Source organism: Arthrobacter globiformis (assembly GCF_003261175.1).
In the GTDB taxonomy this organism is placed as follows: domain Bacteria; phylum Actinomycetota; class Actinomycetes; order Actinomycetales; family Micrococcaceae; genus Arthrobacter; species Arthrobacter globiformis_A.
The window spans coordinates 1-14,987 of record NZ_QLNP01000084.1 but is presented as its reverse complement, the minus strand read 5'-3'; the positions used below and the strand labels follow the sequence as shown (position 1 = coordinate 14,987).

The following is a 14,987-nucleotide window of genomic DNA, read 5'->3' as shown; positions in this document are numbered from 1 at the left end:
GCGCTGTCCCGTCATGACCACCACTATGGCCACAGACGGCCCCTGGTGACAATGAATCTCGGGTGGCATCCGGGGGAAGCGGAGAGTTGCCCTCCTGAGCCAAGAAACGACGTCAGTTACACTTCGTAAGTGGACTTAGCATTTGAATTGACGCCCGACCTGGCCATCGCTTTCGTGACCCTGTTCGTTCTCGAGATTGTCCTGGGCGTGGATAACGTCATCTTCATCTCGATCCTGGCCAGCAAGCTGCCCGTGGAGCAGCAGGCCAAGGCCCGCAACCTCGGTCTCACCTTGGGCATGCTGATGCGGATCGTGCTGCTGTTCGCCGCGTCCTGGATCATCAGCCTGACGAACGACCTGTTCGTACTCTTCGGGAAGGGCTTTTCAGGCAGGGACCTGATCCTGATTTTCGGCGGCCTGTTCCTGGTCTACAAAGCAGTCACCGAGATCCACGAAAAACTCGAAGGACGCGAGTCACACGGCCCTGGCCGGGTCACCAGCGTGACGTTCGGTGCCGTGCTGACCCAGATTATCCTGCTGGACATGGTGTTTTCCTTCGACTCGGTGATCACCGCCGTCGGCATGGTGGATAACCTCCTGGTCATAGTCACCGCGGTCCTGCTGTCATTCACCATCATGCTCTTCTCCTCGAAGTTCATCTTTGCGTTCGTCAACCGGCACCCCACCGTGAAAATGCTGGCCCTGGCCTTCCTGGTGCTGATCGGGTCCTTCCTCATCGCCGACGGCTTCGAGGTTAAGATCGACAAGGCCCTGATCTACGGCCCCATGGCCTTCGCCATCATCGTCGAAGCCCTGAACCTGACCTACAAACGACGCCAGGAAAAACTTACAGGCGAACCCATCGAACCGGTCCATCTCCGCCACGCCTACTCCAAGGCCGATGACCACGACGCCATTGCCGCCGCCACGTCAACCGGGCCCGACGCCGGGGCAGTCTGCCTTTCCCGCAAACCCGTGACCGGCCGGATCGTCGACGGCGACGGTCACCAGGAACCCGCCGGCCTCGGGTAGCTGGCACCCAACGCCTGCCTTTATTTATCCTCCATCGATGGCCCGTTTCGAGCACGGAGCCCACGGGGTGGTTGATCCGCCGAAAATGGGACAGTTTCCGCTTTGTCCGGTTGGGGTGTACTCAAATTTGGCGCTGCTTGGCTCACCGACCGACGACGCGGCGGAACTGAGAGCCCTTAGGGCCTCTTGACCTTCGGGCCTCACACAACAGCGGAACATCTCGGAATGCAGCGTGCTCCGCTGTTGTGCGACGACCTGACTAGACGGTGGTAAATCCGCCGTCGATCAAGACGTTGGTGCCGGTGATCATCGCGGCAACGTCACTGGCAAGGTAGGCAACGAGGGGCGCGACCTCGTCGAGCTGGGCGAACCGGCCCACGGAATCTCGCGCTTGGCCTTCTCGCCTTTTTCTCCGGCCCAGGCTTTTTTGCCGAGCGGGGTCTCAACAACGGTAGGTGACACTGCATTGAGGAGGGTGAACACAGCCGCACACCAGTGCACTGAAAGCTGCATTAGCCCGCGAATTGTTCGTGAACGAACTATCTGATAGATTTTCTATCGTCCTCTCGGCGGGTATGCCCCCCAAATGCCCGCCGAGAGGAAGCGCTGACGCGGAGGACCGGGCAGAAGTAATGGCTGCGAGGCTGTCAATGCCGTTGAAAGCTAGGGTTTCGTCCGTATCAGCGAGAAGGTTCCACGGGATTCATCTCTGACCCCGGCGATGACGCTGGTGAGCTGGGTGCGGGGAACCGAAGAGTGGGCAGATCCGGCGCTATGGCGTTCCGCCCAGGCTGAATCCGGAGGAGCAATTTGAACACTGGCGCACTTGGTACGGCAGTGCAGTTGATACTCCCATGCGGCTGGAAAAAGTCGAAAATTCAGTGCACCGAAACTCTAATCCAACCGCTTCCAGCCTGAGCGGTCCCGGTTTCGGCATTGTGGAACTCGTAAACGAGCCAGTGTCCGGCTACTGGAACCGCGATGCACGTTCCGGGGAAATCAGGCTTGTGCATTTCAAAACCTCATGGGCTGAAAAGTTAACTGACCAAGGTCGACCACGACACCGATAATGCTTGGCGAAGACGCCCGCTCATTCTAAAGGGGATCCTTGCCGCTTAAGTGAGCCCGAAATCACACTGCTACCCCCTAAAGGCCGCTCCGGAGGAACCCTGCATTTGAGCCGCACGAACATGCACAGTTCCCCCGGCAGTGAACACGGTATTTCGGGTCCGCGAAATCAGCATAGTCGTAAGGTCTTGGGAAATCGATGAGCGATCTTGGCCTTGCGGTGGTGATCGAGGACGACGCTGACGTGCGAAATATTTTGGAGGCCCTGTTCCGCGAGTGGGGATTTGGAGTGTATTCAGCCCCTGACGGAAAGTCGGGCGTTGAAGTCGTCCGACGACATAACGCCGACATGGTTACCTTGGACATCGGTCTTCCCGACATCGACGGCTTCGAGGTACTGAGGCGGATCCGCAAATTCAGCGACGCCTACGTCGTCATGCTCACGGGCAGGGATGACGAGGCCGATATCTTGACTGCGCTTTACTCCGGCGCCGATGAATACATCACCAAACCATTCCGCCCCCGGGAGTTGCGGGCCCGCCTCACGGCCGTAATGCGCCGGCCTCGGCACGCGCCCCCCAGTGAGACGCTGTCCGCGCCTAGCCCAGCACACTGGCCAAGCAGCGCTTTCGGCAACGGGTCCTTCATTACACACAACGGATTGACGCTCAATCCCCAAACTCGCACCGTCCTAGTTGACGGGACGACCCTGGTGCTGACACCAAGCGAGTTTGATCTGCTACACGAGCTGCTGGAGGCTACAGGAGGGGTCCGTACGAGGGCAGATCTCGTACTGGCACTCAGGGGGGAGCGCAACCGCCACGATATCTACGTCAGTGAATCCGCTGAACGGGCAGTGGCGGACCATATCGGTAACCTTCGCCGCAAACTACGGGATGATCCGCAGTCCCCGCGTTGGTTGGACACGGTGCGTGGCGTGGGATATCGACTAGCGCCGGTCCAGCCACCAGTACCGGACGAGCAAACCTGAGGTGGCATGCCAAGTCCTGTTCGACGCCTGTCCCAACCCAACGTCAGGTCCCTCTGCCGTGTCGGGTCGCAAACCAAACTTGATGACCAGATCGAACGGGCGCCCGGCTTATCTGGTCCCCGAACCAGGCAACCCGCGCGATGCAAACGCACTCTGCATTCGCATAAAGAACCATCTCGTCGGATACCCAGCCGTGACAACGCCTAGCTCCGTGCTGTCCGGATTACCATCAAGGCACGCCGACAAATGCGACGTCGGGCTCGCCAGCAGTTTCTGGTCATTGCCACAGACGTGGCCGGCGCCCGCTGATCCGCGGCTGGACCTATCCTCCTGCGTGGCCCAGAAGCTGCGGTCCGGTGTCTGCTGGACCATGTGGAAGGCACCCAGGACCTGCGCCGGCTTGACGTTGCCGCCGGCTGGCGTGGCCGGCCTGAAGAACGCCTGCTCGAAGGCTCGGACAGTGAAATCCTCTACCCGAACGCGATGGGCGGATTCGAAGGCGACATCGAACTCAATTGGAGCTCGGCCTCACCTCGATGCCAAGGCCTTGAGCCCTTCAACGACTCCAACGTTTCGGCTTCTTGCCTTCTTCATCGACGCTTGGCGCCCCGCTTCTCACGGCTTTCGTACGCCGATAACCACGATTCCGTCAACCTCCCGCTGATTGTTGTCACTTCACAGCGCCGGCAATGCGTTTCCACGATTGTGTGTCGTTCCTCCCACGTGCACAGTCCGTGACCGGGTGCTTCCGCCCGATGGAACGCCTGGGAAAGGTGATTCGTGAAGTAAGCCCAGTTCTCCGTCCTGGTCGTCGAAGCGGCGAAGCCGTGACGGGACTATTCGGCGCCCGGCACCGGGCCTGGGCTCTAGCTCAGAGGCAGATCGTGGGATGGGAAGGCGCCCTTCATCCATCCGTGGTCAGTGGTTCGAATCCGCTAGTCTCCACGAGGTCGTCCTTTCGGCGACCTTATTAGGGGTGACAGGTTCGATATGACATGATCGTCTCCGAAAGAAACGGGGAGGAAAACGCACGGTCGTCCCGTCAAAGGTCCGGGCAAAAGAGTATGGGGGTAGCGGTATGGAGCCGCAGAGACATGAGGGACCGGGTCACCCAAATCAGCCTCCCTATCCGCCCCAGCAGTACTATGCACAGAACCCTCAGCAGTATCCCCAGTACGGCCCGCCCCAGCAATGGGCTCCGCCTCCACCCATGAAAAGCAAGACGGGATGGATTCTCGGCATCATCGCTCTCTCCCTGATGATCTGCGGAATCCTACTGTTCGTCGGCTGCTCCGCCTTGGTGAGCGAGATCAACGGAGGCGGCGGAAGCCAAGCCGAGAAGGCTGCGGCCATGAGGGCTGCAGTAGATAACGTACGGGAGGACGGTTGGACCGAAATTCACCGGTTTGAGCGGAAGATTGACCCCGGCTGCCTGTCCATCGACACCCACTGCCTAAGGCTGGAAGTTGCGTGGGCCGTTGACCATGAGGTAACCGTTGACGAAGTTGCCTCACGCCTTGGTAAGAACATCGATGAGTTCAAAGCCGAAGGATATGGTAGCGGAACCTGCATGACGAACCGCGACAGCAACAGCATGACCGAGATTTGCGTCGGTGACAGGTCCGATGGTCGCCACGACGCCAGCGTCACAATGACCCGGAAGTAGGCTGCAATTTAGCAGAGAAAAGCCCCGGGCAAGCGGGCACGGGTGGCTCGCAAGGTGCGCACGCCTGAATGAACGAAAGCGCCGCCTCTTGCGTCGACGCGCAGACGCGTCCATGACTTTTCCGCGCGGGAAACACTAACAGTGAGCGTCGATAACGGATATTCCGTCACCTTGGGGGAGTAGTACGATGAGCCCCCCCAGGCGACTCCCTGTACCGGGACCTGGCTAGTCTTCCAGGACAGCGCGCGCCGGTGCCGCATCGTGGAAGGCCGCCAGGGACTTCTCCTGCTCCCCGTTCTTGCGGCGGTGGAACCCAGGAGGATCACGCAGAGCTAGCCTCTGCTGGGGCTATTTCTCTCCTCGAGAGCTCACGGACAGATAGCATTCCCAGAGGTCATCCATCGCCTTGTATAGACGTGCACCGAGTGCGTCTAGCTCCGCTGGACTATGCTGAGCGGCCTCCAGCTGTCCTGCTAACGCCCCGGAAGTAAACCTCTTTCTTCGACTGTTCCAGAACGTGGTTGAACCCTCTACTAGCGAACCGCCAACGGTGGCGTGCAGGATCTTGTTGCGTTCTTCCAGGGCTGCTTTGGCTTCAGTTAGCGCGGCCAGAGTGACGGCCTTGTTTTCAGCGCTGGTCGTATCGGATTCGAGTAGTAGCTTCTTCGCAAGCTGGATCATGGAGGAAGCGCTCATGTTGGCAGTCACGGTGTTCCCAACAGCCGCATTGCCTTCATTAATCAACTCTGCGCACAGATCCACCAAGTGCTGCTCCACATAAGCGGCCCATATGGCGATGCGGCCTACAGCGGCTTCGCCCTCCTGAGTCATGGCGGTGTATGTCCGGTGATCAGGCAGTTCCGGTGTTGCTGACGCGTCATCCATTCTCATCAGCCTATGCCGCTTTCAGCGAGATTCTCGTTTATTGATGACCGAATTCGACGACGATAACGGAGGTTCCGTCCACCAGAACGTCCCGATGATGGAGATGATCCAGAGCAGCTGCCGAGGGGCTTCTACTGCGCGCGAATCTCTCGTTATCTGTGAGCTGAGGCTAAACGCCGATGGGCGTGATTCCGTCGGATTGGGCTCTCGGTGGCTTCTCCCGGGGGCGGCTCCAGCTGGAATCCGCACCTGCAGTGCAGGACCCGGGTCTGCAGGTAGGCGCCCAGAATGTCGGTCGGGCTGGGCTCGGTGTAAACCGGACGTTCCAACATCCGGCGTGCCGGGTCCGAGGGGGTCATTGGTTCGCCGCAGTGAACGTACATGGCGCCGAGGTGGACGACGTCCTCGTCCGGACCGAGGTAGCGGGCCAGGACCGGGGCGAGGGACTCTGCGTTGGTTGCCAGGGCGCTTGAGCCGCGGCAGGAGGAGCAGCTGAACGCGACGGCGATGGATCCGCTTGAGGTGTCCAGGACGGTGATGGATTCTGCGAGCAGGTGCTGGTCGGTGCCGCACGTGATGCACCAGGGGCGCTGCCCGCATGGCGGGTGGTCTTCGGCCGGGTAGCGGCTGCCGGAAGGGGTCGTGGGCGGCATCAGACCAGATTAGGGTAGCTGGACAGGAGATAGTCCGCTGCGGCCGGGCCTTTCAGCGCAGGCTGTTCTGGTCGGGGTCTACCCGCCGGTGCATTGCCGCCCAGAAGGAGCGTTCCCTTCGAGGCCGGGTCTGGGTGATGGTGCACCAGCTGATGTAAAGCCCGTAGAGCCGGTCGCGCCCGAGCGTGGACCCTGCGTCCGGGTCGCAGATAGTGGCGTCGTGTAGAAACTGATCGAACTGTGAAACGGCCATGGCTGGCTCTTTTCGTTTCCGGTGCAGGTAAGGCTGCCACGTGGCTGCAGCAGCTGGGCTCCGGCGCCCTGCACTGGGCGCTGTAGCTGTCACCGGATCGCCGCTAAACGGCCGGGTTCCCACCCGTATGCCTACATTGTAGACTTCAGGGGTAGATAACGGAAGCCGCATCCTGTTCCCGCGCCGGGGCAGGCGGGAAGGATCCAGCCATGAGCGAGGGCAACACAGCCGGTTCCGGCCGGAAACCCCGGCTGGACCGGGCAAGAGTGCTTTCCGCCGCCCTGGAACTGGTGGATGAGGAAGGGCTCGAAGCGCTCACCATGCGCCGGCTCGGGCAGAGGCTGGGCCGTGACCCGATGAGCCTGTACCGGTACGCGGAGAACCGGTCGGCGCTCCTGGACGGCCTGACTGAACTCGTCCTGGGCCAACTGACCGTCCCGCACGGGATGGACTGGCAGGCTACGCTGCGAGGTGCCGCCCATGACATGCGGCGGCTCGCGCTCCTGCACCCCAACGTCGTGCCCCTGCTGATGACCCGGCCACTGTCGACCCCCCTGGGCCTGCGCCCACACGGGACGGTCAGGCCGCTGGAGCAGATCCTCGCACTGCTGATCGACGCCGGCTTCACGCCCGCAGCCGCCCTGCACGTCTACCGCGCCTTCTACGCATTCCTCTACGGACACCTGCTCAACGAACTGCAGGAACTGGTGGCGAATCCGGACGAAAGCGATGCGGTCCTGCGTTTGGGCCTGTACCACCTCCCGGCCAAGGAGTTTCCCCGGCTCAGGGCACTTGCCCCGGTGCTGGCCGACTATGACGGCGCCCGGGAACTGGACGAAGGACTAGGCATCCTCCTCTCCGGCCTCGCAGCAGCACTCACAGCAACGGACAAATAACCGGGGGAGCCCGGCACCCGGGTGATCCCGTCATCGCGGGCCAGGCCGGAGCTGGGAACTCCCTTGCCGACCGGGACCAGCACGGCAGTGGCGAAACACCGATAACCGCGATTCCGCCAAGTAGGCCTCGTCGCCTGAGTTACCGGCGGTCCGAGTGGATGCATACGTCGACCCAGCTACCTCGCTTCGGTCGGTCGTGCAACTGATCGCCGTGCGCCGAGAATGCCTACCTACCTGTGGCCCTTTGTGCCGCTGTGGTTGTGGGGCTTGTCGCGTTTGGGCTTGCCGACACGGGAGGCGCCGGGGATGGGCCTGTCGACGGCGGCGGACTTGTCGACGGCGACGGGCTCGTCGATGCCGGCGGGGCCGGGGGTGGGCTTGGCTTGATTGTCGATCATGACTTGGTTCTCTTGCTGGACGGGATCGTTGGATACGGCTTGGGCAGGTGCCGGGTTCACGACGGCGACCGGAGCAAGTTCCCGGTTTACTGCGGGAATGCCCTCGGGCGCGGCGGCGGGTTTAGAGACGGGGGAAATTGCCTCAACGGGTGATTTTGTGGAAGCGGCGATGAGTGTCTGCAGATCGTTGCGTACCAGGCGGATGGCCGCAGTTATGTTCCGGTACTGCTCGAACGTCAAGCCGTCACGTGCGGCTTCGTCGGTCGCGTCCTTTTCGAGGCGGTCCAGGTGCGCAAGGGCGCTGTGCAGGTCCTCGTCGCTTATGTCTTGGCGTACCTGGTCAAGGATTGGCAGGAGCACGGGTAAGGGCTCCAGGGCTGACTGGAGCTGTTGCAAATGGAAATCCAGAGGATTGTTTTGCACGAGGGCTGCTTGTGGTGCGGGCGCCGCCGATTGATCCGGGCCACCTCGCCCGAATGTCGCGGACGTGGTGCCGGCCAGAATAACCGCCGCGACGGATGCAACGATGAGTGTCCGCACACGGCTGCCGTGTTTACGGCGCATGCGCGGAGTAACAGTTGGGCGGCGTGAAGGAGCGGGCGGATACGGCCGATTGCCCAGCTGCGGTACAGGTGCGATGCTCACAGATGTTTGAGGCGCAGGGGGAGCTGCAGCGTCCGGTACCAGAACCAGGTGCTGCAGCGCGGTCGCGGCTTCGGCTGCAGAGGGGCGGTCAGCCGGGTGCCTGGCGGTCATCGCGGTCAGCAGGGTTTTCCACTCAGTGTCGACGTTGTCGGGTATGACGGGGCTCCTGTGGATTCTTGCCACACCGGACTCGATCTGGTTCCCGGGAAACTCAACCCTGCGGGTGAAGCACTCCAGCAGCACCAGACCCAGGGAGTACACGTCGCTGGCGCCGTTCAACGGCTCACCGAGGGCCTGCTCCGGGCTCAGGTAGGCGGCAGTGCCGACGGTGCACCCTGTCCTGGTCAGGTGCTCTTCCTCCATCACCCGGGCAATGCCGAAATCGGTGAGCTTGGCGCGCCACTGCTTTCCCGACTCACTCGGGTCGGGAGTGTGCAGCAGCACGTTGCCGGGTTTGATATCGCGGTGGATTACGCCGCGGCTGTGGATATAGTCCAACGCGGATGCCAGATCAGCTCCCACAGCGGCGATGTCGGCAGGCGTCAGGCCGTCGGTGCGCAAGTGGCGGCGGAGGTCCGGGCCAGGCACGTATTCCATGATCACGTAGTTGCGTTCCATAGCCGGGTCCGTGCCGGCATCGAACAATGTCACCAGGGACGGATGGATCATCGAAGCGAGAATCCGGATTTCGGCTTGCTGACGGGCCAGCAACTCTGGCTCGCCGCCTTCCTTGGAGAAGAGTTTCAGGGCCACGTCACGGCCTAATGCTTCGTCGACCGCCCTGTACACCGCCGCCGCGGCACCCCGACCTACCAATTCCTGGAGACGGTACCGCTGGCACATCAGCTGCCCGGCCACATCGGGCCGTTGCCCCTCAGTCATGCGAACTCCCACAAAGCGTCTCATCTGTCGTATCCGGCCTGCTGTCAGGCGCGGAATATTCGCCCAGCCTCACAACCGCCCGGTGCAACGCGAAGGGTAGTAAGACTGCTTAGTATTACACAAAGGGGAGCGCGATAGGTCGCCGATCTGCTGGACTGGGCCGGTGACCTCGCCGGCGAAGAATTCACCCAAGTAGCGCGTGAGGCCTACGCATTAGCCGGAAAATTCCACGCCCGGGCCAATGACTCGCTACACAGGGCTTCAAACCCGCCGCAGTCCGGCGCTAACCCGAGACGACACCACGACCGGCCTAGGACTTCGTTCCGCCCCGCCCTGGGTGAACGCGGAGGTTCGGGCGCCAGCCCTGCACTTTCCGGACCAGAAAAACGCCGATAATGGATATTCCGTCAACGATTGCCGAATACGAATGATGGCGGCTTCCATACCGGACCTACGCCGCCGACTTGAACCTCGTGCCAGTGCCTTTCGGCGTCCGGTTTCCTAGCAGCCAAATGGATGGGAAGCGCCGAATGGGCTGCTAATAATCCTCGGGAGCTTGCCCCCGTCGCTCCTGAGGCCGACGCACGTCTAAGGCGGAATGTAGCATTCGGTGAACGTATACGCTCTTGCATGTGTCCATCCGACTACGCCGATCAATAAGCGCCGGGTCATCCAAATGGAACTTCGGCGCCTTGCTGCCGTCTGCGGCGATGCCAACGATCCCCAGCGAATAGAGAACTTTTAGGAGCGGGCCGTAAGTTACATGCCAAGCCTCACCTTCAGCCGCAGCCCACACTCCGGCAGTTGCGGTCGTCAGCCACTGCGTACCCGGGAAATCTGCTTCTGCAGTAAGCAGTGCTATGTCTTCAAGAACGGCTACGAACTCCGGCACGGACATGGCTGAGGAACAACCTCTGAGCTTGTTCAGCACTTGATCGATTCCGGGATACGTTAGCTTCCATTCATCCCGCAGCGCCAGTAGCCGTCCCTCAGAATAACCAGGTTCAGCAGCCTGTATGGCCTCCCAACTTACCGCTCGCTTGTCAACGCTCTCACGTAGACAGAGATTGACGAAGGATATTGCATCGCGGGGGCGAAGAAGTGTCCTATCCAGGATGTAATCCAGAGGGTTGCCGCGGGTCTTGTTCGCATGTGGGAGGAGGGCACGAACCGTCTTTGGTCCCTCTTCCTCACCGCTGGTGGCTGCCTTCACGCGCTCATCCAACAGGCGCTCTAAAGAGGTTCTCGTCCATCTCAAGGGCAACACGAGGGCCCGGAATTTTTCCTCTTGCGCAGCTCCACGCTTGCCAAAGTCTAGTTCCTGAAAGATATTTGTTCGGAGCGCGACCAAAATTCGGAGGCGCGTGACGCGTTTTAGGCTGACCACCGTGCTGAACAAGCACCTAATCAGGTCATTGGCGACGCGCTCGTCCACCCAGTCTCGGTCGAGGTCGTCGATGATGAGGTAGGTGAAGTGCTGTTCAGAATCCAAAACGTGGTCGTTGAGAATCTCCATCATCTTGTTCAGTCGGGCCAGTTGAGTTTCGTTCACTAGGCGCTGAAAACGGTCGACTAGTTCGGCCCGAGTCGCCGTCGACCTACCGAGTTCGCCACTTGTTCCTGCCGTCAAGTCGATCGCAGGAACGCCGAACTTAACTCCGGCCTCGGCAGACACCTTTTGTGAAAAGGTGTCTGTGATTTCCTTGACGCGCTCATCAGCTTCGCACCAAAAACGGCCCTCAAACTCGTCCAAGTACTCGAGGGCAGCTGCCTTTGTTCGGTCGTTCCGGATCCAGTCCCGAAGATTTGCGAGCATATTACTCTTGGCTACGGGGGAGTCGACCTTATATCGGTGCCGAATAACCTCGACCAAGATGACGTGCTTCCACAGGGCGATCCAAAATTGGTCCAGATTAACTTCGAGACTATCTAGCCACCGAATTGCTTGAAGGTTCGTTATGTACGGAAGAGACAGGTCTTCAGGGTTGATCCGAATTACGTGCTCCGGGTGAAGGTCCTCGATCCTTGATAATGCAGCAGATTTTCCCGCCCCCGTTCGCCCGATGACGAAGCACTTGCTCTCAGTCCGAGACTCGATCATTTCATAGTCTCCGGTCTCAAAAAATGCCTCCTCTAGGAGCGAGTCTGCCTCTGCCTGCTCGCCGCCCAGATTGAAGCTGCTCCGGATGCGCTGCTTCTTCAATGCCATGCTGTCCCCCGATTTGATCCTTTGCTGCACTCTATAACGAACCGTCTGGGGGAGGATCAGATCTTCCATAGCTTTGCCGGCGTTAACGACCGTCGGCCAGCATAGCTTTGGGGCCAGGAAGTCAGGTCCTTCCCGTCGGGGGACAAGACTGGCAGCAACTGAAAGGGAACCCCGTCTCCTCTAATGAGGCCACAGCGAACGCTGATAATTATTATTCCGTCAGCTTGCAGTTAGCGGATCGTTGCATCTTGTCCCGTGTACAAAGAGCAACCCGTCTGAAGGGCCCTCGGTTGCACCGAACCCGGACATCGACGTGATGACAATATGCGGCCGAACAGCTCGAACCGGCCCCTGAATTCCGAGCCGGCAACAACCAGACCCGTGAAGCCATTGGGAAGTCAGTTTTAGAGTCCATGCGGCAGAACCCGGTGGCTCCGTACACATTCGGTCGGTAGCTGACGTGTGATGTTTGTTCTTGCGTCAAACTCTGCGTGCTTCATTGGTAACTGGGCTCATCTGCCGGGGCTCATCCGCGCAAGATGAGCCGACCACTCATGGGCGGCTGCGTTGAGCTGCCTTCTGCAAGCCTAATCGCGTTCACCAGTGAGCCACCGCGCAGTGCAGGGCCGTCCCGAATCGCCAGCATCCACGGACACAGACACCGCGGTTAAGTGGTTCCCCCTCGACTGCGGATCGTGGCCGAATTTCATGGCTCGGAGTAGGTCACTCGTTCGCCGCCCCTCAGGATGGCGTGGGCGGGCTCGTGCCTGATCCAGCCGATCCCATCCCAGAATTTCCTAGATTCGGCGCCATCGTTCAGGGCAGTCATGCGCGGCAGCGGGTTTTGGTCTCGGATCCCCTGCACTGCCGTGCGACCGATCCCCTTGCGGCGCAAGGGGATCGCGACCTCGAACGCGAGGATGTCGAGCTGCCCGTGCGGGAGGTCGCCGAGAACAGGGTCTACACGAGCACCTGTCACGACGTACTTGCACCGCGCGACTTCTTGGTCGCGGAGCAAGACTGACACCCAGTGGTCCTCGGCTGGCGGCTCGCTGCCGTAGGTTTCCCGCCACCATGGCATCACGAAATCGGACGAGCTCTCGTAGGCCGGATACCAGTACTTGCGCATACGCACGGGCGTCCTGTTGACAATTTGGAGGTTATCGGCACCGCTCATCGAGCGACTGTATCCGATCCCGTGCTGAGCGCGTCAAGCTGGCTGCCGCCTCTCCCTCGGGATCCAAGAATCGCTGCGGTCGACGGCTAGTGTCGGTGACGGTCGAAAACTGAACCATTGTGACGGTTGAAAACTGAGCCACCCGTTTCAAACGATTGGGTGGGTGATCACTGTGGAGGATTGGGCGCTTATTCGGCGATTGCATCTTGCCGAGGGTGAGTCGATGAGGTCGATAGCGGCGCGGCTGGGGATCTCCCGGAACACTGTTGCCAAAGCGGTTAGTTCTGATGGTCCGCCTGCGTATGTGCGGGCACCTCAGGACTCCGGGATCAAGGCCGTCGAGCCTGCGATTCGTGCTTTGTTGCAGGAGAACCCGCGGATGCCCGCGACGGTGCTCGCGGAGCGGGTGGGCTGGTCGGGGTCGGCGGCCTGGTTCCGGGAGAACGTGGCCAGGATCCGGCCGGAGTATGCGCCGGCTGATCCTGCTGACCGGATCACCTATGATCCCGGGGATCAGGCGCAGTGCGACCTTTGGTTCCCGGAGGTGCAGATTCCCGTTGGAGCAGGCAAGACGCGGGTGTTGCCCGTGCTGGTGATGGTGTCTTCGCATTCGCGGTTCATCATGGCCAGGATGATCCCGTCGCGGATGACCGGGGACCTGCTGGCCGGGATGTGGGAGCTGCTCGGATCCCTGGGTGCGGTTCCGCGGCGGCTGATCTGGGACAACGAAACCGGGATCGGTCGCCGGAACAGTTACGCCGCCGGGGTGGCTGCGTTCGCCGGGGTCCTCGCCACCCGGGTCGTTCAGGTCAAACCCTATGACCCGGAAAGCAAAGGCGTGGTCGAGCGGGCCAACCAGTTCTTGGAGACCTCGTTCCTGCCGGGCCGGGTCTTCACCTCACCGGAGGATTTCAACGCCCAGCTGGCCATGTGGCTGCCGAAGGCCAATGCGCGGCTCGTCAGGCGGACAGGTGCCCGGCCGGCGGAGCTCATCAATGCGGACAAGAAGGCGATGCTGGCGCTGCCACCGGTTCCACCGGTCACCGGATTCACCGCCAGGGTCCGGCTCCCGCGGGACTACTACGTCCGGATGGGGTCCAACGACTACTCCGTCCACCCGCAGGCCATCGGCCGGTTCGTCGAGGTCACCGCCGACCTCGAAACCGTCACGATCAGCCTGGACGGCAGAACTGTCGGAACCCACACCCGGTCCTGGGGCAAGGGCCTGACGATCACCGACCCAGACCACGTAGAGGCGGCAAAGGCACTACGGAAGGCCTTCCAAACCCCTCAGCCGGTGGGTGAGACAGCCGGGCTGCGGGATCTGGCCGACTACGACCGCGCATTCGGGGTCATCCTTGATGACGGGCAGGTCGCCTGATGCCCGCTATCAAGGAAACCGCTGGCCAGATCGAGTACTACTCCCGGGCAATGAAAGCACCCCGGATCCGGGAAGCAGCAACCCGGCTCGCTGATCAGGCCCGGGAAGGAGGCTGGACCCACGAGGAATACCTCGCCGCTGTGCTGTCGCGGGAAGTGGCCGCGAGGGAAGCCTCCGGAGCAGAGATCAGAGCCAGGGGCGCCGGGTTCCCGGCCCGGAAATCACTCGAGGACTTCAACTTCGATCACCAGCCCGGCCTCAAACGCGACACCATCGCCCACCTTGCCACCGGAGCGTTCCTCACGGAAGCATCCAACATCGTCCTGCTCGGACCGCCCGGCACCGGCAAAACACACCTCGCAACCGGCCTGGGCTTACGGGCCACCCAGCTCGGACATCGGGTCCTGTTCGCGACGGCCATCGACTGGGTAGCCCGCCTCCAGACAGCCCACCAGAACGGCAGACTGCCCCAGGAACTCGTAAGGCTGCGCCGCTACCGGCTGATCATCGTCGATGAAGTCGGCTACATCCCTTTCGAGCAAGATGCCGCGAACCTGTTCTTCCAACTGGTCTCATCGCGCTACGAGCACGCCTCGCTGATCCTGACCTCGAACCTCCCGTTCGCCCGCTGGGGCGACGTGTTCGGCGACCAGGTCGTCGCCTCGGCCATGATCGACCGCATCGTCCACCACGCCGAAGTCATCACCCTCAAAGGCTCCAGCTACCGACTCAAACACACCCAAGTCGACTCACTGCCCTCGACAAGACCCGAAAATACGGCAGAATAACCAACGTCAAAGTGGCTCACTTTTCCACCCGCGAAACGGCTCACTTTTCGACCATCGCTGACA

At 61.2% G+C, this 14,987-nt stretch carries 13 protein-coding genes; 6 read left to right on the top strand and 7 right to left on the bottom strand.

The window, feature by feature from the left end:
• Positions 1-129: 129 nt before the first annotated feature.
• Positions 130-1,032: a TerC family protein gene (locus tag DBZ45_RS13235; RefSeq protein ID WP_111904359.1), complete on the top strand. Its 903-nt coding sequence runs from the start codon at positions 130-132 to the stop codon at positions 1,030-1,032.
• A gap of 259 nt (positions 1,033-1,291) precedes the next feature.
• On the opposite strand, the gene DBZ45_RS23265 is transcribed toward DBZ45_RS13235, so the two are convergent.
• Positions 1,292-1,411, bottom strand: coding sequence for an SDR family oxidoreductase (locus DBZ45_RS23265; RefSeq protein WP_262982860.1), 120 nt, complete (start codon positions 1,409-1,411; stop codon positions 1,292-1,294).
• Between the two features lie 888 nt (positions 1,412-2,299).
• Here DBZ45_RS23265 and DBZ45_RS13225 point away from each other — a divergent pair.
• Together DBZ45_RS13225 and DBZ45_RS13220 are read left to right on the top strand one after the other, a co-directional pair.
• Positions 2,300-3,091, top strand: a complete 792-nt coding sequence (locus tag DBZ45_RS13225) for a response regulator transcription factor (protein WP_111904358.1) — start codon at positions 2,300-2,302, stop codon at positions 3,089-3,091.
• A 1,210-nt stretch (positions 3,092-4,301) separates the two neighbouring features.
• Positions 4,302-4,757 carry a hypothetical protein gene (locus tag DBZ45_RS13220; protein ID WP_190243122.1) on the top strand — a complete coding sequence of 152 codons (456 nt, stop codon included), beginning with the start codon at positions 4,302-4,304 and terminating at the stop codon, positions 4,755-4,757.
• Between the two features lie 348 nt (positions 4,758-5,105).
• Here the strand turns inward: DBZ45_RS13220 and DBZ45_RS13215 are convergent, their stop codons facing one another.
• From DBZ45_RS13215 to DBZ45_RS13205, 3 genes are all read right to left on the bottom strand, one after another.
• On the bottom strand, positions 5,106-5,642 hold the full coding sequence (locus tag DBZ45_RS13215; protein ID WP_146617522.1) for a hypothetical protein: 537 nt from the start codon (positions 5,640-5,642) through the stop codon (positions 5,106-5,108).
• A 152-nt stretch (positions 5,643-5,794) separates the two neighbouring features.
• Positions 5,795-6,295, bottom strand: coding sequence for a hypothetical protein (locus tag DBZ45_RS13210; RefSeq protein ID WP_111904355.1), 501 nt, complete (start codon positions 6,293-6,295; stop codon positions 5,795-5,797).
• A 52-nt stretch (positions 6,296-6,347) separates the two neighbouring features.
• Positions 6,348-6,548 (bottom strand): hypothetical protein, encoded by a 201-nt coding sequence (locus DBZ45_RS13205; RefSeq protein ID WP_317616962.1) that lies wholly within the window; start codon positions 6,546-6,548, stop codon positions 6,348-6,350.
• Between the two features lie 209 nt (positions 6,549-6,757).
• Between DBZ45_RS13205 and DBZ45_RS13200 the strand changes: the two genes are divergently transcribed.
• Positions 6,758-7,444 carry a TetR/AcrR family transcriptional regulator C-terminal domain-containing protein gene (locus DBZ45_RS13200; protein WP_111904354.1) on the top strand — a complete coding sequence of 229 codons (687 nt, stop codon included), beginning with the start codon at positions 6,758-6,760 and terminating at the stop codon, positions 7,442-7,444.
• Positions 7,445-7,674: 230 nt separating this feature from the next.
• Here DBZ45_RS13200 and DBZ45_RS13195 read toward each other — a convergent pair whose 3' ends face one another.
• From DBZ45_RS13195 to DBZ45_RS13185, 3 genes are all read right to left on the bottom strand, one after another.
• Positions 7,675-9,369: a serine/threonine-protein kinase gene (locus tag DBZ45_RS13195; RefSeq protein ID WP_223257071.1), complete on the bottom strand. Its 1,695-nt coding sequence runs from the start codon at positions 9,367-9,369 to the stop codon at positions 7,675-7,677.
• Between the two features lie 538 nt (positions 9,370-9,907).
• Positions 9,908-11,647 (bottom strand): P-loop ATPase, Sll1717 family, encoded by a 1,740-nt coding sequence (locus DBZ45_RS13190; protein WP_111904353.1) that lies wholly within the window; start codon positions 11,645-11,647, stop codon positions 9,908-9,910.
• A gap of 637 nt (positions 11,648-12,284) precedes the next feature.
• A complete protein-coding gene (locus DBZ45_RS13185; RefSeq protein ID WP_146617521.1) occupies positions 12,285-12,755 on the bottom strand; it encodes a hypothetical protein in 471 nt (156 codons plus the stop codon).
• Between the two features lie 163 nt (positions 12,756-12,918).
• Here DBZ45_RS13185 and istA point away from each other — a divergent pair, with 163 nt between their 5' ends.
• Both istA and istB read left to right on the top strand, forming a co-directional pair.
• On the top strand, positions 12,919-14,136 hold the full coding sequence (gene istA / locus DBZ45_RS13180) for an IS21 family transposase (protein ID WP_111904276.1): 1,218 nt from the start codon (positions 12,919-12,921) through the stop codon (positions 14,134-14,136).
• Positions 14,136-14,924 carry an IS21-like element helper ATPase IstB gene (istB, locus tag DBZ45_RS13175; RefSeq protein WP_111904277.1) on the top strand — a complete coding sequence of 263 codons (789 nt, stop codon included), beginning with the start codon at positions 14,136-14,138 and terminating at the stop codon, positions 14,922-14,924. The genes istA and istB overlap by 1 nt, the downstream gene beginning before the upstream one ends.
• Positions 14,925-14,987 lie beyond the last annotated feature (63 nt).